General features: G+C 60.9%; 17 protein-coding genes. 10 read left to right on the plus strand and 7 right to left on the minus strand.

Annotation, left to right across the window (positions count from 1 at the left end; translation table 11 throughout):
* Window positions 1-38: 38 nt before the first annotated feature.
* The 3 genes from ELH03_RS24620 to ELH03_RS24630 all read left to right on the plus strand — a co-directional run bounded on the left by ELH03_RS24620 (window position 39) and on the right by ELH03_RS24630 (window position 4,102).
* Window positions 39-1,229 carry a M20 aminoacylase family protein gene (locus ELH03_RS24620; RefSeq protein WP_130766837.1) on the plus strand — a complete coding sequence of 397 codons (1,191 nt, stop codon included), beginning with the start codon at window positions 39-41 and terminating at the stop codon, window positions 1,227-1,229.
* Window positions 1,230-1,355: 126 nt separating this feature from the next.
* Window positions 1,356-1,835 (plus strand): MEKHLA domain-containing protein, encoded by a 480-nt coding sequence (locus tag ELH03_RS24625; protein ID WP_128411019.1) that lies wholly within the window; start codon window positions 1,356-1,358, stop codon window positions 1,833-1,835.
* 149 nt (window positions 1,836-1,984) lie between these two features.
* Window positions 1,985-4,102, plus strand: coding sequence for a carboxy terminal-processing peptidase (locus ELH03_RS24630; protein WP_128403273.1), 2,118 nt, complete (start codon window positions 1,985-1,987; stop codon window positions 4,100-4,102).
* Between the two features lie 64 nt (window positions 4,103-4,166).
* Here ELH03_RS24630 and ELH03_RS24635 read toward each other — a convergent pair whose 3' ends face one another.
* Genes ELH03_RS24635 through ELH03_RS24655 form a run of 5 tightly spaced genes read right to left on the minus strand, consistent with a single transcriptional unit; the run spans window position 4,167 to window position 9,531 of the window.
* Window positions 4,167-5,168 carry an ABC transporter ATP-binding protein gene (locus ELH03_RS24635; RefSeq protein ID WP_128403274.1) on the minus strand — a complete coding sequence of 334 codons (1,002 nt, stop codon included), beginning with the start codon at window positions 5,166-5,168 and terminating at the stop codon, window positions 4,167-4,169.
* A complete protein-coding gene (locus ELH03_RS24640) occupies window positions 5,165-6,136 on the minus strand; it encodes an ABC transporter ATP-binding protein (protein WP_128403275.1) in 972 nt (323 codons plus the stop codon). Before ELH03_RS24640 ends, ELH03_RS24635 begins: the two co-directional genes overlap by 4 nt.
* Complete coding sequence (locus ELH03_RS24645; protein WP_128403276.1) at window positions 6,136-7,053, minus strand: ABC transporter permease; 918 nt, start codon at window positions 7,051-7,053, stop codon at window positions 6,136-6,138. Before ELH03_RS24645 ends, ELH03_RS24640 begins: the two co-directional genes overlap by 1 nt.
* Window positions 7,050-7,970, minus strand: a complete 921-nt coding sequence (locus ELH03_RS24650) for an ABC transporter permease (RefSeq protein WP_128403277.1) — start codon at window positions 7,968-7,970, stop codon at window positions 7,050-7,052. Before ELH03_RS24650 ends, ELH03_RS24645 begins: the two co-directional genes overlap by 4 nt.
* Window positions 7,971-8,010: 40 nt before the next feature.
* Complete coding sequence (locus ELH03_RS24655; protein WP_130766838.1) at window positions 8,011-9,531, minus strand: ABC transporter substrate-binding protein; 1,521 nt, start codon at window positions 9,529-9,531, stop codon at window positions 8,011-8,013.
* Between the two features lie 214 nt (window positions 9,532-9,745).
* On the opposite strand from ELH03_RS24655, the gene ELH03_RS24660 reads away from it, so the two are divergent.
* The 7 genes from ELH03_RS24660 to ELH03_RS24690 all read left to right on the plus strand — a co-directional run bounded on the left by ELH03_RS24660 (window position 9,746) and on the right by ELH03_RS24690 (window position 19,810).
* The gene (locus ELH03_RS24660) at window positions 9,746-10,531 is read left to right on the plus strand and encodes an IclR family transcriptional regulator (protein WP_128403279.1); all 786 of its coding nucleotides are present in this window, start codon (window positions 9,746-9,748) and stop codon (window positions 10,529-10,531) included.
* A 70-nt stretch (window positions 10,532-10,601) separates the two neighbouring features.
* Window positions 10,602-11,324 (plus strand): ribonuclease activity regulator RraA, encoded by a 723-nt coding sequence (locus tag ELH03_RS24665; protein WP_130766839.1) that lies wholly within the window; start codon window positions 10,602-10,604, stop codon window positions 11,322-11,324.
* Between the two features lie 429 nt (window positions 11,325-11,753).
* On the plus strand, window positions 11,754-12,632 hold the full coding sequence (locus ELH03_RS24670; RefSeq protein ID WP_130766840.1) for a DUF6030 family protein: 879 nt from the start codon (window positions 11,754-11,756) through the stop codon (window positions 12,630-12,632).
* Window positions 12,633-12,727: 95 nt separating this feature from the next.
* Window positions 12,728-14,374: an acetolactate synthase large subunit gene (locus ELH03_RS24675; protein ID WP_130766841.1), complete on the plus strand. Its 1,647-nt coding sequence runs from the start codon at window positions 12,728-12,730 to the stop codon at window positions 14,372-14,374.
* A gap of 13 nt (window positions 14,375-14,387) precedes the next feature.
* Window positions 14,388-15,767, plus strand: coding sequence for an aldehyde dehydrogenase family protein (locus ELH03_RS24680; protein WP_409995847.1), 1,380 nt, complete (start codon window positions 14,388-14,390; stop codon window positions 15,765-15,767).
* A 294-nt stretch (window positions 15,768-16,061) separates the two neighbouring features.
* Window positions 16,062-17,186, plus strand: coding sequence for a metallophosphoesterase family protein (locus ELH03_RS24685; protein ID WP_130766842.1), 1,125 nt, complete (start codon window positions 16,062-16,064; stop codon window positions 17,184-17,186).
* Entirely contained in the window at window positions 17,183-19,810 is a 2,628-nt protein-coding gene (locus ELH03_RS24690; protein ID WP_130766843.1) for an AAA family ATPase, read from the plus strand. The genes ELH03_RS24685 and ELH03_RS24690 overlap by 4 nt, the downstream gene beginning before the upstream one ends.
* Window positions 19,811-19,948: 138 nt before the next feature.
* On the opposite strand, the gene ELH03_RS24695 is transcribed toward ELH03_RS24690, so the two are convergent.
* Together ELH03_RS24695 and ELH03_RS24700 are read right to left on the minus strand one after the other, a co-directional pair.
* Window positions 19,949-20,197, minus strand: coding sequence for a type II toxin-antitoxin system RelE/ParE family toxin (locus tag ELH03_RS24695; RefSeq protein ID WP_245504891.1), 249 nt, complete (start codon window positions 20,195-20,197; stop codon window positions 19,949-19,951).
* Between the two features lie 8 nt (window positions 20,198-20,205).
* The gene (locus ELH03_RS24700) at window positions 20,206-20,481 is read right to left on the minus strand and encodes a ribbon-helix-helix domain-containing protein (RefSeq protein WP_128403286.1); all 276 of its coding nucleotides are present in this window, start codon (window positions 20,479-20,481) and stop codon (window positions 20,206-20,208) included.
* Between the last annotated feature and the right edge of the window lie 67 nt (window positions 20,482-20,548).

Genomic DNA, 20,548 nt, shown 5'->3' on the forward strand with positions numbered 1-20,548 from the left:
CGCAGCAATGGTTCTTTCGATCAATACTGGATGTTTTCATGCCCACACTCGACAATGCCTATGCCCGCCTTTCCGACTTCGAAGCCATGGAGGCGGAGTTGAAGGCGACCCGCCAGTACCTGCATGCCCATCCGGAACTCTCCTTCGAGGAAGCGGAAACGGCGCGTTACGTTGCGGAAAAGCTGGAAGGCTGGGGTTATGACGTGACCCGCGATGTCGGCGGCCATGGCGTTGTCGCCCGGCTCAGCGCCGGCAACGGCAGCAAGGGCATCGCCATCCGCGCCGATATGGATGCGCTGCCGATCGTCGAGGAAACCGGACTTGCCTATGCCAGCGGCACCCCCGGCAAGATGCATGCCTGCGGCCATGATGGCCACTCGACAGTGCTGCTCGGCGCAGCCGAGTATCTCGCCCGCACCCGCCGCTTCAGCGGCACGGTGACGCTGATCTTCCAGCCGGCGGAAGAGGCGGGCAAGAATAGCGGCGCCCAGGCGATGATCGCCGACGGCCTGTTCGAACGGTTTCCGTTCGACGCTATCTTTGGTCTCCACAACCACCCCGGCGCTCCCGAAGGCACCATCCTGCTGCGATCCGGCCCGATGATGGCGGCGTCTGATACCGTCGAGATTACCATCAAGGGCAAAGGCGGCCATGCCTCGCGGCCGCACCTGACCGTCGATCCGGTGGTCGTGGCGTGCAACCTTGTCGTCTCGCTGCAGACGATCATCTCGCGCAATCTCGATCCGACCCAGACAGCGGTCATCACCGTCGGCACGATCCATGCTGGCGACGCAGTCAACGTCATTCCGGAATATGCCAAGCTCGCATTGAGCGTGCGCTCCTTCGAACCTGGCATTCGCGATCTGCTGCAGGAACGCATCACCAGGCTCGCCCGCTCGGTGGCCGAAGGTCACAATGCTTCCATCGAGATCGACTACGATCGCGGCAATCCTGTCGTCGTCAACTCGCCTGCCGAGACGGATTTTGCCCGCATCGTTGCGGTAGAACTGATCGGCGAAGACAAGGTCGCGACCTGCCCGCTCATTCCCGGCAGCGAAGATTTCTCGCACTTTCTCGAGCACAAGCCGGGCAGCTTCCTGCGCCTCGGCAACGGCATGAATTCCGCCATCCTGCATAGCCCCAAATATGACTTCGCCGATGCCAGCCTGACGGTTGGCGCGGCCATGTGGGCAAGGCTCGCGGAGCGCTACCTCCAGGACGACGCCTGAAGTCGTGTTCGCCCAGCTTGACCGCGTCGCATTTGGAGCTTGCACTTTCTGTAGCGCAAAAGGATTTTGTAGCTTCAAGCGAGAACATCCCTTCATGATCTCTCGCCGCAATTCAGGATGCGTAGCATGATTGCCGACTATAACGACGCCGGACTCGACTTGTCTTACGATCTCGAATTTTACGCACTGATGGCGGACAGCTTCGAACGAAGTGTGGGACGCCGCCTGACGCCGGAAGGCCGGGGTGCTGAATGGCTTTACGACCAGTCGCCGGCGGTTGTCCTTGCCCACAACACTGACGCCGATCCGCGCTTCATCTACGCAAACCGCGCTGCCCAGGGCTGCTTTGAATATTCATGGGACGAATTCATCACTTTGCCATCCCGTCTTTCGGCGGAGGCACCGGAGCGCGCGGAACGTGACAGGTTGTTGAATGCCGTGGCCGCGAACGGCTTTATCGCCGACTACCGTGGAATTCGCATCGCCAAGTCAGGGCGGCGTTTCTATATCGAGAAAGCCATCGTCTGGGATCTTGTCGACCGCAGCGGATGCCGTCGCGGTCAGGCTGCGACATTCGATTCCTGGCAAGACGTGCAGGCGGATTGAGCGTCGGCTGCGGAGATGCCGACGACGCGCCTGGATATGTTTCCGCGGCTTTGCAAACCATGTTGTTTGCCACCAGGTTGCCAAAAAACCATAATTGTCTCACTTAGATCATACATCAACACTCCGCACTATGATTGGATGAATGCTGAATGCGCATAGCCTATGTTTTTCTTGGTGCATTTCTTGCAATCGCACAGTCGGCATATGCTGAAGTCGCATCGCCGCCGGTTGTGGCGCCGCTGACGCGACAGGCGCAAGCTGCTCAGTTAAGTGCAAAAATTCTTACGCGCTACAGCTATAAGCCTGTTCCACTGGACGACGCCTTATCGGCCAGGATCATGGATGGGTTCATCAAATCGCTTGATCCGGACCGCATGCTTTTTCTGCAAGCCGACATCGACGGGTTCATGTCTGAGCGCAGCGAAATCGATGATGCCATCGAGCAGAAGGACTTGAAGATCCCGTTTGCGATCTTCAAAGCGTATCAACAGCGCGTTGTCGACCGCATGAACTATGCGCGCAACCTGCTTAAGCAGGGCTTCGATTTCAGTGCGCAGGAAAATTATTCAGTGCTGCGTGACAAAGAGCCGTGGCCGCAGTCGGAAGCCGAGAGCAATGAGGTTTGGCGCAAGCGCGTCAAAAACGACTGGTTGCGGTTGAAACTGGGCGGCAAAAACGACGCGGCCATTCGCGAAACACTCGACAAACGTTATGAAAACACACTCGAGCGCGCCTACAAGTTTAAAAGCGACGACGTTTTCCAATCGTTCATGGACGCCTATGCAACGTCGATCGATCCGCACACGGACTATTTCGGCGCGGCCGCTTCAGCCGACTTCAATGTCTCGATGAAGCTTTCGCTGTTTGGTATCGGTGCTGTGCTGCAGGAACGCGACGACTACACGACGATCCGTGAGCTCGTGCCTGGCGGGCCGGCGCAGCTGTCCGGCAAGCTCGCGGTCGGAGACCGCATTACCGGCGTTGGTCAAGGCAAGGATGGGGCGATCAAGGAAGTGGTGGGCACGCGCCTTGATGAGGTCGTGCAGATGATACGCGGGAAAAAAGGCTCCGTCGTGCGCTTGGACATCCTGCCGGCAGATGCCGGAGCAGATGGCACGCATCGCGTCGTCAACCTGGTGCGCGATAAAATCAGTCTCGATAAGCAGGCTGCCAGAAAGACTGTGCTGTCCGTGAAGGCGGGCGAAGCCACGCGTAAAATCGGGATCATTACTCTGCCGGTATTCTATGAGGATTTTGAAGCTAAGGGCAAAGGAGACAAGGATTACAAAAGCGCAAGCCGCGATGTCGCCAAGCTTCTCGACGAACTGAAGCAGGAAAAGGTCGACAGCGTTCTCATTGACCTGCGCAACAATGGCGGCGGTTCATTGGACGAGGCAATTGATTTGACCGGTCTCTTCATCGGCAATGGACCGGTCGTTCAGCAACGTCGCAGCGACGGCAAGATCGATGTCAAAGGCGCGGAGTTTGCAGAGCCTGTCTGGACAGGCCCGATGGGTGTCTTGATCAATCGCGGCTCGGCCTCTGCTTCGGAGATTTTTGCCGCCGCAATCCAGGATTACGGTCGCGGCTTGATCGTCGGCGAACCCAGTTTCGGGAAGGGCACCGTTCAAACCGTCATCGATCTTGACCAGATGGTTCACAACAGCAAACCCGAATTCGGGGAGCTGAAAGTGACGATTGCCCAGTTTTTCCGGGTCAACGGCGGTACGACGCAGCTGCGCGGCGTGACGCCTGATATCGGCTTGCCGGGACTTTCCGATCCGACTGTTTTCGGCGAAACCAGTTATGACAATGCCCTGCCGTGGGCGCAGATCAAGCCCGCAAACTACACGCCCTCCGACACTGTCACGACGTTGCTGCCGACATTGCAAAGCCGCCATGATGCGCGGGTTGGAAGCGATCCGGACTTCCAACGCCTGTTAAAAGACATTGCCGACCTCAAGGCGCAGCGCGAAAAAGGGGTTATCTCCCTCAATGAAGCCGAACGTCGCAAAGAAGCGACGGCTCGAGAGAAACGGTTCAAGGATCGAGCGCAAGCAAGCGATGGCGAGGATCCGGGTGGAGATGATGGCCTTGAGGCCGGCGAGCGCAGCCTGAGCGCTGATATTGCCATCGAGAATGCCCGCAAGAACGCCAAAGACGTCCTGCTCGACGAGGCCGCCGCCATTCTTGCCGACGAGGTGGATCTGCAGGAAGGTGTGCTAAAGGCAGCCACAAAACAAACGGGAAACACGCGCGGAAAGTAATCATACCCGACCGGCGCAACGGCATGCGCAGCTTTGCGATCACCTCGCCATAGTGGGCCTGGGTTCAGGTTCCCACACGGCGAGGGATCTCGTCGGCGATTTCCGGATCGGCGTGATGACAGGCGGTCAGGAGTCCAGGGGCTTCCGTTCGCGCGGTCAGGGCTGGCTCTTGTTCTGCGCAGATCGAGGTTGCTTTCCAGCAACGCGTTCGAAAACGGCATCCGCTGGGCGGATTTGCGGGGCTCGGCAGATCGCCCTGCAGAACGATGCGCTTGCGCTGCGCGCGACGCCTCGGATCCGGTGTTGGGACCGCCGACATCAGGGCCTGCGTGTAGGGATGGGCCGCCGCGCTGAAGATCGATTGCTTCGGTCCCGTTTCGATGATCTTGCCGAGATACATGACCATGACTCGGTCCGAGACATGCCGCACAACGGCGAGATCATGCGCGACGAACAGCATCGCCAGATTGCGCTCGCGCCTCAGTCCGGCGAGCAGGTTGATCACTTGCGCCTGGACCGAGACGTCGAGGGCCGAGACAGGCTCGTCGCAGACAAGAAGTGTCGGATTGAGGGCGAGAGCGCGGGCAATGCCAAGGCGCTGCCGCTGGCCGCCTGAAAATTCCGAGGGATAGCGGTCCGCATGCTCGGCGCGCAGCCCCACGGATTCGAGCAGCTTGACCGTCTCTTCACGCCAGTTGCTCTTAGGCACGACCCCCGGGTGCAATGCCCACGGTTCGGAAATCAGCCGGTCGACCCGCATGCGGGGATTGAGCGACTGGTAGGGGTCCTGAAAAACGACTTGCATCTTGCGGCGCAATTCATGCAGCCGCCGGCCACTGGCTGTCGTAACGTCCACACCGTCAAGCAAAGCGCTGCCGCTTGTCGCCGGCCCAAGCTTCAAGAGCGTCCGAACCAGCGAGGTTTTGCCGCAACCGCTTTCGCCGACGAGGCCGAGCGTCTCTCCGTTGGCAATCTCGAAGCTGACATCATCGACGGCACGCACCGGCGCCGAGGCACTGCCGAAGTGCCGGGAGAGGTTTTGGACCTTGAGCAGAGGTTCGATCATACTGGAGATACCGGGAAGTGGCAGGCGGCCTGGCGGCCCGGCCCTACGGTTTCGAGATGGGGGACGACCTCGGCACAGAGCGCTTCTGCGCGTGGACAGCGGGTTCTGAATGCGCAGCCGGAAGGCAGGGCGACAGGATTGGGGGCGGAGCCGGGGATCGGCGCCAATTCGTCTTCATCTGTGTCCATGCGCGGCTGCGAGGCAAGCAATCCAACGCTGTAAGGATGCCGCGCATCCTCGAACAGTTCGAAGACGCTTGCGGTCTCGACGACGCGGCCGGCATACATGACGGCGACGCGATCGGCGAGTTCGGCGACGACGCCGAGATCATGGGTGATGAAGATCATGCCGGCATCGCTGCGTTTGCGGATATTCTCCAGAAGATCGACCACCTGTGCCTGGATCGTGACGTCGAGCGCTGTCGTCGGCTCGTCTGCGATGATGACATCTGGTTCCAGTGCCACGGCCATGGCGATCATGATGCGTTGGCGCATACCGCCCGAAAACTCATGCGGATATTGCCTGGCGCGGCTTTCAGGGTCGGGAATGCCGATGGCCGTCAGGAGGTCGATCACGGCCTTTTCGACACCGCCTTTGGGAGTACGGCCGTGGATGCGGAACATTTCAGCGATCTGCCAACCCACGGAATAGACCGGGTTGAGCGCTGCGAGCGCATCCTGAAAGATCAGCGCGATCCGATCGCCGCAGAGATCGCGCCGCTCGTTTCGCGAGAGTTGCAACAGCTCGACACCGTCAAAACGGATCGACCCTTGATTGATTTCGCCCGGCGGGTTGGGAACGAGATCCATGATGGCCGATGCGGTCACCGACTTGCCGGAGCCGCTTTCGCCGAGAAGCGCCAGGACCTCTCCACGCTCGAGCGAGAAGGAGACGCCGTTGAGTGCGAGGATGCGGCCGGCTGCCGTATCGAAACTGACCTGCAAGTCCTTGACTTCGAGAAGAGCCATCAGCGCCTCCGGCTGACAAGACGCCAGTGCTGCGACGGGTCATTGACGATCCGGAACCAGTTGGCGAGGAGATTGAAGGACATGGTCGTGAGCATCACAGCCAGGCCGGGGAAAAAGCCCAGCCACCAGGCGGATGACAGATATCCCTGGCCCTGCGCCACCATCAGACCCCAGCTCACGGCAGGCGGCTGGATGCCGAGGCCGAGATAGCTCAACCCGGATTCGAACAGCATGACCATGGCGAGATTGACCGAGGCGAGCGTCAGCATCGTGGGAGCGACGCTTGGGAGAATGTGATTGCGCAATATCCAGACAGGCCCGCCGCCGAAGACGCGCGCCGCATCAACGAAAAGCCTCTCCCGGACTTCCAGAGTTTCGGCTCTTGCGACGCGGATATAGGCAGGCATGCGGGTAACGGCGAGCACGATCACGAGGTTGCCGACGCTCGGGCCGAACAGGTAAAGGCCAAAGAGCGCCACCAGCAGCGTCGGGAAACCCAGGATGATGTCGCACACCCGCATGACAAGGTTGCCGATGACGCCACCGAAATAACCGGCGATTACGCCGAGCAGCGTTCCGCCGATAAGGCTTGTCAGTACGGTCACCAGTGCTATGCCGATCGTCGTCGATGCCGCCTGGATGAGGCGAACGAGAAGCGGGCGCCCGAGGGGGTCGGCGCCCAGCCATAACGTCCAGGACTGGCCGAAGTCGAAGGGCGGCAGGTTGCGCGCCTTCAGCGAAATGCGGTTTTCGCCCAGCAGCGACGATGCATCCGCAAGAATGGCAAGGACGACGATCAGCAGCCAGATTGTCGCAGCGACCGCCATCGGGTCACCCGCGAGTGCGCGCATGAACCACAGAATGCGGCGGCTTTGGCGCTCGCGGGCGGGGAGGACGTCGGCGGACGTGCTGGTCATTCGACCCTCACACGCGGATCGATCGAGGCATAGAGCATGTCGACCAGGATATTGATGAAGAAGATAACGACGGCGACCGCGAAGATCGATGCCTGGACGATCGCGAAGTCGCGCTTCAGGATGCCGTCGATCAGCAGCTTGCCGATGCCGGGAAACCCGAAAACAACCTCGACGACGCCACCGCCACCGGCGAACTGGGCGGCGAGGTCACCGGTCACGGTCACCGCGGGCAGGAGGGCATTGCGCAGCGCATGCACGAAGGTAACCCGGCCGCCCCGCGCGCCCTTGGCCCGCGCAGTCCGGACAAATGTCGCATTCAGTGCTTCGATCATCGAGCCGCGGACGATCTGTACCAGCGTCCCGAATGGCCTGGCAAAAAGACAGGCAACCGGCAGGATCCAATAGATCGGACCGCCGAAACCCGATGTCGGCAGAATGCGCAAGGTGACGGCAAACAGCAGGACGCCCATCAGCCCGAGCCAAAAATCAGGCACACTGGCCGCTGCCTGCGACAGCACGTTGATACCCCGGTCGATCCAGCCTCCGGCGTTCACAGCGGCAATCGATCCGATGATGACGGCAGCGATGAAGGCCAGGGTCAAGGCTATGGCACCGAGCGCCAGCGTATTCGGCAACGCCTCCAGGACAACGTCCATGGCCGGGCGGTTGTGCCAAAGCGACGTGCCGAAGTCGAGGCTCAGCATGTCCCCGGCCCAATCGAGGAATTGCCACGGGAGGGAACGATCGAGGCCAAGACGGACACGCATGGCTTCGCGGGCCGCATCCGAGGCATCGACGGGCAGGTAGAGATTGACGGGATCGCCCGTCAACCGCACGAGGAAGAAGGCGGATGTCATCAGTGCGGCAAGCGCGAGTGCCGCAAAGGCCGCCCGTTTCAGGAAGTAGGTGAAGGACATCCGCTCTCCTCAAGGGACGTTCGGCAACCAGTCTGCGCCGTCAACGGTAGCTGATCGACTCAAGCTTGATCTCGTTGCCGGCCTGCACATCGGGCGTATAGGCGACGTCCTCGGCGATGCGAGCAATCGTGACCATGTGGAACAGCGGGACGATATTGACCGCATCGACAGCGATGTAGCTGAACGCCTCCTCGAACAGTTTCTTGCGTTCGTCGCCGGTTGCCTTCGACGCGTCGGTTATCAATGTATCGAGCTTGGCATCGGCAATGGTCGACTGGTTGCCGTCGGTGGTAAAACGGTTCGGCAGCGTGAATACGGCGTCGCCTTCGGTGTTGTCGATCTGCGTCTGCAGGATCGACGGCTGACGTTCCTTGTCCCAAGGCTTAAGAAGCTTCTTCAGCCACGGGCTTGTTTCAAGCATTTCGAGCCGGGCATTGAAGCCTGCATCCGCGAGCATCGCCTGAATGGCTTCCAGGCTTTCGGACGAATTGGGATAGATGCCGATGCGGCCGTAGATAACGATTTCCTTGTCGACCGGCACGCCATCGGCTTTCGCCGCGGCGAGCAGGGATTTCGCTTTTTCGGGATCATACATCCAGACGGGGATGTCCGGATTGAACCCGAAGACGGACGGCGGCACCGCCTGCATCGCCTTTTGGGCATCCTGGTGGAAGATGGTGCCGACAAGGCCGTCCCGGTCGATCGCAAGATTAAGGGCTTCACGCACGCGTTTGTCGTTGAGTGGCGGGATTTCCGCGTCGATCCTCAGCAGCGAGGTTTCGGCGTTCGGGAAGGCATGATCCTGTTCCGTGGTGCCGTCCTGGGGCGCAATTTCATATGCGATCTGTGCTTCACCAGTGGCGACCATCGCCGCGCGAACAGCGGATTCGGCGCGCCAGATGATAGTTGCGTTCTTGATCGCCGGCCCGTCGCCCCAATAGCCGTCATAGGCCACGAGGTCGACCGATTGCCCGGGCGTCCACGCTGCAAGCTTGTAGGGTCCGGTTCCGGCCGGGGAGCGCGACTTGCCGTCGTTCGGGGTCGCCGGCGAACCGATGTCCACGGCGGACATCTTGTTCGGCAGGATCGGCTCGACGATATCAGTTTTGATAAGGAGGGTGGTCGGGTTCACCGCTTCTGCACTGAACTTGACGCCCTTCAGCGTCGCAAGTCCGACTTCGCAGGCTAGTGCCGGATCCTGCGCCCGCTTGAGAGCGGCAACGACTGCATTGGCATCGAACGTCTTGCCGTCGTGGAAGGTGACGTTGTCGCGGAGCTTGAATTCCCAGGTCAGCTCGTCCACTTGCCGCCAGCCGGTGGCAAGGCTCGGGACGACCGATCCGTCGGCGGGGCTCAGATTGACGAGCGCTTCGGTGATGTTGTTGTGCAGAATGCGAGAATTGCCGGAAAGGTCGGTGTCACAGGGATCGAGCGACTTCGGTTCGTCGGTCACCACCACCGTCAGCTTATCCGAGGCAGCGTCGGCGCGAATTGCGCTGCCTAGAGCCAGCAGAAATGCCAGTCCGATGCTCAGCGCACCAATTCCCTTCATCTTCTTCATGAAATCCCTCCTCCAGATCCAAACGAGCGGCATCCCGTCCATCGCAGTGCCGTCTTGTGAAAACCACCCGGTTGCGCACCGCCTCGGCGGGTATCCAAATGGCTTTACTTCCTCCGCCAAGCGCGTAGTGTCAAATGTGACACCTACGCCACTAAGCATGCGCGCTCGATCCCACGAAGTCAACATTATAATTCTCATATGGAATTTCAAGTTCATGATTGAACCAAAACATGGATCACCCGTCGTCGAAAAGACCGCCCACTTGCTCGAGGCCGTTGCCGATGCGAAGACGGGAATTTCCCTGGCCGCGCTGGTTGATCAGCTTGGAGTTCCGCGTTCGACCGTCTATCGGATCCTCAATTCATTGGCCGCGCATGGGCTTGTCGCGCGAGTGAATGGTGGAGCGTCCTACGAGCTGGGGCCAAAATTCGTCGAGCTTGCGCGGCGCATCTCGCCCGGCGCCGACAGGGCAACGGTGATCGAGGCGGCAAGGCCGATCCTGACGGCTGCGGCTGACCGCATTTTCGAATCCTTCAGGCTGGCCGCCCCCGAAGGCAACGAGATGATGACGATATTTGCGGCCTCCAGTCCCGGCGATTATTCGCTTTTCATCAAGGTCGGCAGTCGCTCCCGCAAACATGTCGGCGCCGCCGGCAAGCTCGCCCTTGCCTATTCGGACTACGGTGACATCGAGGCCTATTGCAGCGGCGGACTGGAGTCGAAGACGCCATATACTATTACCGATCCGGAGGCGCTAAAGGAAGCACTCGTTGAAATTCGGCGCAATGGGTGGGCCGAGGACAATCAGGAATCGAACCTTGGCCTCCGAGCCTTTGCCGCGCCTGTCTTCGATTCCGAAGGTCGACTTGTCACGACGATCAGCGTCCCGTTCATTGGTGAAGCGACTCCGGACAGGGCACGGGCAATCAAGCGCGAGGTTGCGGAGAGTGCCGCCATCTTGACAAAGGCGATCAATGGCAAGCAACCTTTATCCAAATAAGAAACATCAAATTCTTTATTGAACTATCTTTTCGTTGTGCTAGAGCTTCCACCGGACAATGGAGGATCTCATGACGGCTTTGGACCCATCAGTTTACGCAAAGCTTTTGCGGACGAATTCTGCAAGTCTCAGCACTCTGTTGCTGAAGCGTGGCCTGAAGAACACCGCGGTTCGCGGCGTGCGGCCGCTGGCCAGCGCCGACAGGCCGATGATCGGCCCAGCCATCACCGTACGCTACATCCCCGCACGGGAAGATATAGACGGTTCGACTTACAGTTCGGATCCATCCAATCAGCAGCGCAGGGCCATCGATACGATCCCCGACGGCCATGTTCTCGTCTTCGATTGCCGCTCCTTGGCGGAAGTCGCCGGCATCGGCGCCATGCTCGCCCGTCGCCTCGTCTATCGTGGTGCCGCCGGTCTCGTGCTCGACGGCGGCGTCCGCGATACGGCCGATATCGCGCAACTGGGCCTCCCGACCTTCTGCATGGGACCGGCAGCGCCGGCGAACCTGGTTGCCCACCATGCCTCAGACATGAACCAGCCAATCGCCTGCGGCGGCGTTGCCGTTTACCCCGATGACATCATCTTCGGCGATAGTGAAGCGGTGATCGTTATTCCGCGGGAATATGTCGACGACATTGCCGAAGAAGCCGTCGCGATGGAGGAGCAGGAAGAGTTTCTCAAGCTGGAAATCGAGTCAGGCAAATCGACCTTGGGCGTGTACCCGCCCAACAAGGAGACCCTCGAACGTTATGAGGCCTGGCGTCAAGCGCGTCATATGACGGCATGACACCATTGCTTCAAAGCATTGTCTAAGGCTGCCGTCTCTTCGCAGATTAACCCGTGCGTTCGTTCTTTTGAAACGCTCGCCGATGCTGCCTATATTGCAAAGCCGCCGCGGGAATACTAGGGGACGAGCGCCATCCACTGGGGGGTTGCTGCTTGACGCTCCACGCACGCGACTTCACACTCGCAGTGTCGAAGGTGAGTCGGACAGACTGTACCGTTTTTCGCATCCGTTGCTCATCTGAGAGGGAGTTGTCAGCAGGGCTGATTGGTCCACGCACCGACCGACACCGGCTGGTCGAAAATTGGATCGAGATTGATTGAGCTCGAACTCGCAGCCGCTCCTATTTGCTTGTGAGGTCGCGCCGTGGATAAAGTGCCATCAGCAGTCGATCCTCCTCGAGACAGCCCGCCTTGGCACCGGAATTTCCCAATGCCGAGGAACCGCTGGTCCCTGCTTTGGCCAGGGCTTTTGATATCAATTTTGCTTCTTGCAGGCATCGTCGTTTTTTACCGTGAAATCCACCGCCTCGAAGATCCGGTCGGCCCCCTTGAAAATCGAGCTCTCAATAAGGCTGCCCGATCATCTCGCATCGCCGCCCGCCCTGATCCGGCGGCTCCTTCTCCCCTCCCGCCGACGTCGATACCGCTGCAGCTGATCGAGGCCCCGAAGCTGGAGTTGGCAAGTCAGTTTCTGCGGATGTGGCGCGTCTCGGGGTCGAACTTTTGCGGTGCTCTTCGAGAAGCCGGCATCGAGATGAGCGAATGGAAAGCCGCATCGATGCGCAATCGCAGCTATGAATGTTACTTTCAGCGGATCTACGAACGGGACGAGGTGCGTCCGCTCAGCTCGACCTTCCTTAAGGTTCGTGGAGATGAAATGGGCGATATTCTTGAGATCCGCGCCAAGATCATTGGGCCGACGACCGACGCCCAGGGACGTCTCGCCCCGGCCGTCCTTCGCATTTTCGAGATCATTGTGAAGCAGGCGTGCTGGCGTGATTTCGAGGATACTCTTGCCTCGATCCGAAACCTTCAAAACGTTGAATACGAACGATTCGGCTCCTATCTCAGCTTCACGCGCGAAGCCGGCGGCGCAAATATCTTCAATTTTGTTCTTGGTCTTAAGGTGACTTCAAATTCGCAGGTGAAGACCAAGTCGTATTTTTCAAGTGAGCGCTGGCTCCAAATGCCCGCAGTGCTCCAGCGAGCTTCATCCTCGGGGAGCGCTCGGGAACGTCCATATCAGCCAGCGCTCAATGACGGCGCAAGCACGCGTCACGATCCGAGATCAAGCTGGAACTGTGGCTGAAGCCGCCGAACGCATGGACAGCCCCGGAAAAGAACATATCTTCGAGGGACCTTCCTTTCTGAAAGTCTCAAACCAAACAGCACGGGCACACATCCATGACCAAAGGCTCCGATCTTCTAGTGGCAGCGCTTGAGAACGAAGGTGTCGAGCGCATCTTCGGCATTCCCGGCGAAGAGAATCTCGACGTCGTCGAATCCATCCGCAAGTCGTCGATTGAGCTCGTGCTCACCCGACACGAGCAGGCGGCGGCGTTCATGGCCGCGACATATGGCCGCCTGACGGGAAAGCCCGGCGTCTGCCTGACGACGCTCGGGCCTGGCGCTTTGAACCTCTCGACGGGTGCCGCATACGCCTTGCTCGGTGCGATGCCGATGGTGATGATAACCGGTCAGAAGGGGATCCTCTCATCCCGCCAAGCGCGTTTCCAGGTGGTCGATGTTGTCGCGTCGATGAAGCCGCTGACCAAGCTCGCAAGGCAGATTGTGTCGCCGCAGATGATCCCGACGACGGTCAGGGAGGCGTTCCGCATCGCCCAGGAGGAAAGGCCGGGGCCGGTGCACCTGGAGCTTCCGGAAGATATCGCGGCCGAAGAATGCCAGGAGGTGGCGCTGATTGCGCCGCACCAGCTCGAACTGCCGACGGCAAGCGATGCTGTGCTTAACCGTGCCGCCGCCCTCATCGCCGCGGCCAAACGTCCGCTTCTGATGTTCGGGGCCGCCGCCTCCCGTCCTCGCTCCACCTCCGACATCGCCCAATTCGTGATCCGCACGCGCATCCCCTTCTTCACGACCCAGATGGGGAAGGGAACGGTTCCAGGTGGAACCGAGCTTTACATGGGCACCGCCGCACTGTCGGAGCGGGATTATGTCCACGAGGCCATCGAACAAGCCGACCTTATCGTCACGATCGGCCATGACACCATCGAGAAGCCACCGTTCATCATGGGCAAGGGCGGTCCGAAGGTCGTCCATATCGGATATCAGCCGGCGACCGTCGAGCAGGTCTATTTCCCGCAATCCGAGGTCATTGGCGACATCGGCCCTTCGCTGAAGGCGCTGGCCGATCGCCTCGAGGGCAAGCTGCCAAACGCTCAGGCGCTTCTTCATCTCCGCGAGCGCATTCTCGAACGCATCGCCGCGCGGGCGACGGAGGATCGCTTCACGCCACAGCGGCTGGTCCACGACATAAGAGAGGTGATGCCGCATGACGGCATCCTGGCGCTCGACAACGGCATGTACAAGATCTGGTTCGCCCGAAACTACCGGACGCGGATGGCGAACACGCTGCTGCTTGATAATGCTCTTGCAACGATGGGAGCGGGACTGCCGTCGGCCATGGTTGCCTCGATGCTCTCTCCAGAGCGGCGTGTCATGGCGATCTGCGGCGATGGCGGCTTCATGATGAACTCCCAGGAACTCGAGACGGCCGTCCGGCTGAAACTCAACCTCGTCGTTCTTGTCATCGAGGACAATGCTTACGGCATGATCCGCTGGAAGCAGGCGGTGGACGAGTTCCCGGATTTCGGGATGACCTTCGGCAATCCCGACTTCGTGAAATATGCCGAATCCTATGGTGCCAGGGGAACCAGGGTCGACGATATCGGCAAGTTCAAACAGGTTCTTGAAGAGGCGTTCTCCGGAGGTGGCGTCCATCTGGTGAATGTACCAGTCGACTATTCGGAAAATGAACGCGTGCTGGTGAAGGAGCTTCGCGAACGGCTCCCCGCGATATTGGAGGCCTGAGATGCAGTCTACCATGAAGATCTCCCAGGCGTTCGACCGCGAACCGATTGCAGAGCTGCCGACAGACGACGCGGCCGCTCTCGAACACAAGCTTCAAGTCGCCGCAAAAGCCTTCGCCGATCGCGATGGCTGGCTGCCCGCACATCAGCGGATGGCAATCCTCAGGAAGGCGTCGGCGCTTCTGCAGGAGAACCGCGACCACTTTGCGATGATGATCGCCCGCGAAGGCGGCAAACCGCTGACCGACGCAATCATCGAGGTGACGCGCGGGATCGACGGCCTGGTGAACGCGGCAGACGAATTGCGCAATTTCGGCGGCAAGGAAATCCCCATGGGGCTGACTGCGGCAAGCGCGAACCGATGGGCCTTCACCACCAGGGAGCCGATCGGTGTCGTGGCGGCGATATCGGCCTTCAACCATCCGCTCAATCTCATCATCCATCAGATCGCGCCGGCGATTGCAGTCGGTTGCCCTGTGATTGTGAAGCCGGCGGCAACGACGCCGATTTCCTGCATCGAGATCGTCAAACTATTCTGGGAGGCCGGTCTCGACGAACGCTGGTGCCAGACCCTCATCACCGAGGACAATGCGCTTGCCGAAGCCTTCGCAACCGATCGTCGCGTTGCGTTTTTGAGTTTCATCGGCTCTGCAAAGGTCGGCTGGTACCTCAAGAGCAAGCTGCCGCCAGGCACCCGATGCGCACTGGAGCATGGCGGAGCGGCGCCCGTCATCGTCGACCGCAGCGCCAATGTCGATGCGATTGTCGGCACCATCGTCAAAGGCGGCTATTATCACGCTGGGCAGGTCTGCGTGTCGGCCCAGCGCCTCTTCGTGCATGAAGATATTCTGGCTTCCTTCACCGAGGCTCTCGCCGCCAAGGTTGCAGCCCTGAATGTCGGCGATCCAACACTTGCGCAAACCGAGGTAGGTCCGCTCATCTTGCCACGCGAGGCAGACCGCGTCGCGACCTGGATCAAGGAGGCGACGGACGCCGGAGCCAGACAGATCGGAGGTGGGCGGATGTCCGAGACGACACTGCTGCCATCTGTCTTACTGAACCCGCCTACTAAGGCGAAAGTGTCGGTGCTCGAGGTCTTCGGACCGCTGACCTGCGTCTACGGCTACCGCGACCTTGACGAAGCGATCCGCATCGCCAACTCGCTGCCCTATGCCTTCCAGGCAAGCGTCTTTTCCGCCGATATCGCGGTTGCTCTCAGGGCGGCAAAACATCTGGATGCATCGGCCGTTCTCGTCAACGACCATACGGCGTTTCGCACCGACTGGATGCCTTTCGCCGGACGCAGACAGTCCGGATACGGGGTCGGCGGCATTCCCTGGACGATGGAAGAAATGGCTGACGACAAGATGGTGGTATTCAACCAGGTTACTTAAGACCGGTCGGCACTCCGTCGCCGTTGGCAGCCGACAATATTGGACAATGGACGACGCTTTCGCGGGGCGTGCCGGACCACCGGCATTTGCATCGAGGCTGCTGGGCGATGCGATGTCGAGTACCGCTGAGAGTTAGACAAGCATTGGATAACAGCTCGTTTAGCCAGGATCGACTTGCCTCGCCTGTTGTCGGGAGGCATGGTCTGTCACGGAACAACGGAATCACGAAACTACGGACGAGAGGTCCTTGGCCATGCTCGAAAGCTCGCAGCGCATCGCAAACATGGCTGATTAATGTTTTCCTTCCTGCACAGTTCAGACCTTCATATTGGCAAACGATTTGGCAATCTTCCGGAGGATTTGAGAGGGCGCCTGCGCGAGGCGCGGCATGGCGTGATCGCCAGGCTTGCCGGTGCGGCACGAGAGCATGGGGCAGCTGTCATTCTGCTCGCCGGCGACACTTTCGATACCGAGACGCCGACGCCGGCCGTGCTTCGCCAGGCGCTTGGCGAGATGGCCCGGAATACGCCGCTGCGCTGGGTCCTGCTTCCGGGCAATCACGACTCGCTGCTGGCGGATCAGCTCTGGAGTGCTGCGCGCGGCGTTGTGCCCGACAATGTCATCCTGGCGACGGAAGCGGTGCCCCTTCCGCTTGGACCTGATGTGATCCTCCTGCCGGCGCCTTGCACGACCAGGAGGCCGGGCCGCGACCTGACCGAATGGATGACGGGTGCCGCCACGCCGGACGGCGCTATCCGCATTGGCCTCGCCCACGGCCCTATCCAGGAATTTTCCGAGGATGCCACGGCCACCAACGTGATTGCGCCGAACCGCGCGGCGCTGGCCGGCCTCGATTATATGGCGCTCGGCGATTGGCACGGATCGGTAGCGGTAGACGCCAGAACATATTATAGCGGCGCGCCCGAGCCGGACCGTTTCAAGCATGACCGGCCGGGTCAGGCGATGGTCGTTTCCATTGCCGGGCAGGGGGCGATGCCGACAACGACGGCGGTGACGACCGCCAGCTTTTCCTGGCAGACGTTGCACCTTCCTCTGCTGGCATCGGAAGACGGTGTTGAAGTGCTGAAGGCCGCGCTGCCGGAACCGTTCGCGCGGCGACAAACCCTGTTGCGCGTCGCACTGTCCGGCCGTGCCCGGTTGAACGGGCGGACGGCAATGATCAGCCTGCTGGAGCAGGTCGCGCCGGAATTTGCGCATCTGGAGATCGATACCGACCTTCTGGGGACCGACTGCGAGAGCGATGATCTCGAGACCATCGACCGAGCCGGTGCACTGCGCGATGCTGCGGACTTGCTGCTTGCCGAAAGCCTCGACGAAGCCCGTTCCGGCGACGACAGGAACGTCGCGCGCCAAGCGTTGATCCGCCTGTTTTCTTATTGCGAGGCGATCGATCGATGAAACTGACCGCCCTTCGCCTCCACAATGTCAAACGTTTCGCCGACCGCGGCATATCAGTCGAAGGAATCACCGACGGCGTCAATGTGCTGAGCGCCGCCAACGAACATGGCAAATCAACCTGTTTCGAGGCGCTGCATGCCCTGTTCTTCCAGCCGCACAGCGGCACGCCAAAGAACGTGCAGATGCTGCGTCCCTATAGCGGCGGCAATCCGATCGTCGAGGCCGATATCACGATCGAAGCCGGCCGCTACCGCCTGACCAAGCAATTCTATGGCGGACGGCGCGCCAGCGTCACCGATCTCGGCAGCGGTCGGCTGGTCGCCCAGGCCGACGAGGCCGAAGCTTTCATCGGCGATCTCATTTCCGGCGGAACCTCCGGCCCGGCGGGTCTGCTCTGGGTGCGCCAGGGCGTCACCGGCATCGAAAATCGCAGCAAGAGCGAGGAAGAGAACGACAAGCGGGTGCGCGAAAGCCTGCTGTCTTCGGTGCAGGGCGAGGTGGAGGCGTTGACGGGCGGACGGCGCATGTCGGCGGTGCTCGAAGCCTGCGAGGACGAACTTAATCGCCTGGTCACCGCGACGCTCCGGCCGAAGGCAGGAGGCCGCTTCGCCGCCGCCCTCGAGGAGCGTGACCGGCTGCAGGAGGAGGAGGCGCGGCTGGCCAAGGAGGTGGAGATGCTGCACGGCGCACTCGACCGCCGCCGCTCAGTGCAGGCGAGACTCAGCGAACTGGAAAACCCTGATGAGGAGGCCGGCCGGAAGACGGCGATTGCCAATGCCGAGTCGGTGCTCGAAGCTGCTAAACTGCATGACAGGGAACTCAAGGCGCTCGATGCCGAGGCTGCCTTGGCCGCCAGCCGCCGCGATGAGGCGCAGCAGGCATTCGACCGCTTCCAGGCGGCATTGAACCGCAGCGGCGAACTCGCGCGGCGTTTCGCCTTGGCGGAGAAAGAGCTTTCAAATGCAGCCGAGCGACGCACGGCATCGCTGGCCGAAAGCGAGGCCGCAACGGCGGAGGTGCAAGCGGCCGAAGAGGAGGAGCGGGTAAACCGTGAACTGCTTGCGCGGCTGGAGGCAGCGCTGCGTTCGCGCCACGCCGCCGAGCGGCTGGCCGAGGTGCGTCTGCGCCTCGAACAGGCGGAAGCTGCGCGGCAGCAGATCGAGGACGGGGAGGCGGCGCATGCATTGCTTGCCATTCCAGCCGATGCGATCGAACGGCTCGAAGCGCTGGATCTCAAGATCGTCGGCTTGCGCGCCGCCGCCGAAGTCGGCCTTCCCACGCTCAGGATCGATTACCTGAAGGACGTCTCAGGTTTGGTGAGCATGGACCGCCAGCCTTTGCCCGGGGGCGAGGATAAGAGCTTTGCCGGGATGGCGAGGCTCGAAATAACAGGCGTCGGCACCTTGACCATCCATTCCAGCCGGCAGGCCGATCAGGACGGGGCGCTGGAGACCGCGGAGGCCACGCGCCAAGCATTGCTTGCCAAGCTTGGTGTCGACAGTCTGAGGGCGGCGCGACAGCGCGATGTTGCCGCGCGGAACAAGCAGGAGGAGCTGGTGCGGGCACGCCAGCGGCTCGCCGATCTCGCCCCGAATGGCATCGACGAACTTCACCTCGACGCCGCACGCTTTGCCGAACTCAGCCAGGGTCCGGTCGAACTCGACGCCAACCCGGAGGAGGTGCGCGCCCGTCTCGCGGATGCGACGCGACGCATCGAACTGGCGCGCAATCGGGCGCGGGAGGCGTCAGTGATGCGCACGGACGCCGGCGAGGCCATATTGCGCGCGCAGACAGAGCACGCCAGACTTGGCCAGGAACTCGAGGCCATAGAGGCGGTCATCGGCCCCGAAACCGGCCGAACTGAATTGCAACAGGACCTTGCCGTAAAACTTTCCAGCGCCAAAGAACAGGTCGATGCGGTTGAACTCCGGGCTGGGCCTTTGCGCAGGACAGGTCGGGACCTTGCAGGCGCAGAGGCCGCCCTTGCCAGGGCACGTTCGGTCGCCGACGCCGCAGGCCGCGAAATTGCCAGGCTTCGCGAAGAGCTTGCCGATCTCGGCGGTCAGATCCGCACCCGCTCGGACAGTGCGCTGGAAGAAAACTGGTTGGAAAGCCGGGATTTGCTTGCAGCGGCGCGCGAGCAGGTGAAGCGTTTCGAGACGGAGGTCGGCGTTCTCGATCGCCTGCGCAAGGCGCTGACGGCGACGCGGGCGGCGGCGCGCGACCTCTATCTCAAGCCTGTTATGAACGAACTCGCCCCACTGCTCGGCCTGCTGTTCGACGACATCTCGATCACCTTCGACGGCGACACCTTGCTGCCGCAGATCGTGCGCCGCAACGGCCTCGACGAGGATGTCGACCGGCTGAGCGGCGGCATGCGGGAGCAGCTCTCGGTGCTGACCCGCCTTGCATTCGCCCGGCTGCTTGCCCGCGACGGCCGGCCGGCGCCTGTTATCCTCGACGATGCGCTTGTTTATTCCGACGACGACCGGATCGAGCGAATGTTCGATGCGCTGCACCGCCAATCGCGCGACCAGCAGATCCTCGTCTTCTCCTGTCGCCAGCGCGCCTTCGCGAAGCTAGGCGGCAATGTGCTCACCATGCAGCCATGGCAGCCGGATTAACCACAGAGCCACGTTAGAGTTGGTCAGCCATTTTCTGAGGCTGAGCAACCCGTACTCTGGTCGCAAGCTGCCGGTCATGACGGCGTTGCTAATGATCGTCGAAGCTGACGTCTTGGCCGCGATGAAAGACACGCAGGATTAATACGGCGTTCCCCTCCACCATAAACGCGATGCTTGCCTTGCCGCGATATCCAACGACGCGCAGCCCCGGCCGCAGATCGTCACGCAGAGCGCCTCGCTTGGGAAACGTCTAAAGCTGAGGCAGTAATCCACAATCTTACCAACATAGCTGCGAGCCGTCTCCGGCCCGGCCTCGTCTATCAGGTACACCAGCAGGCTTTCGAGGTCGTCGCTCGCCTCGGGCGCAAAAATAACATTGTAGTTCATGCCCTGCGCTATTTCTTGGCGTGAGCGGCCATGCGGGCGTCGAGTCGCCGCCTGACTTCCTCGGCGGAAAGGGCGCGCTCAGGGTAGGCTTTCATCTCGTCATAGGTAGGCGCGACCTCGTCGCGCAGCCATTTCTCAACTGCGGCGTCGCGGGCGGCCAAGGTGCGCAGACCGTCGCGGATAACTTCGCTCTCGGTCGCATATTCGCCGGAGCTGACTTTGGCCTTCACCATCTGCGCCATTTCCAGCGGAAGGGTGATGGTGAGGGGTTGGGTTGTACGCATGGTGTGTATCCTCCGTTATCTCTTTATAGCACACCATATGATTAAATCATACGCTTACATATATAGG

The organism is Rhizobium beringeri, assembly GCF_004306515.1.
In the GTDB taxonomy this organism is placed as follows: Bacteria; Pseudomonadota; Alphaproteobacteria; order Rhizobiales; family Rhizobiaceae; genus Rhizobium; species Rhizobium beringeri.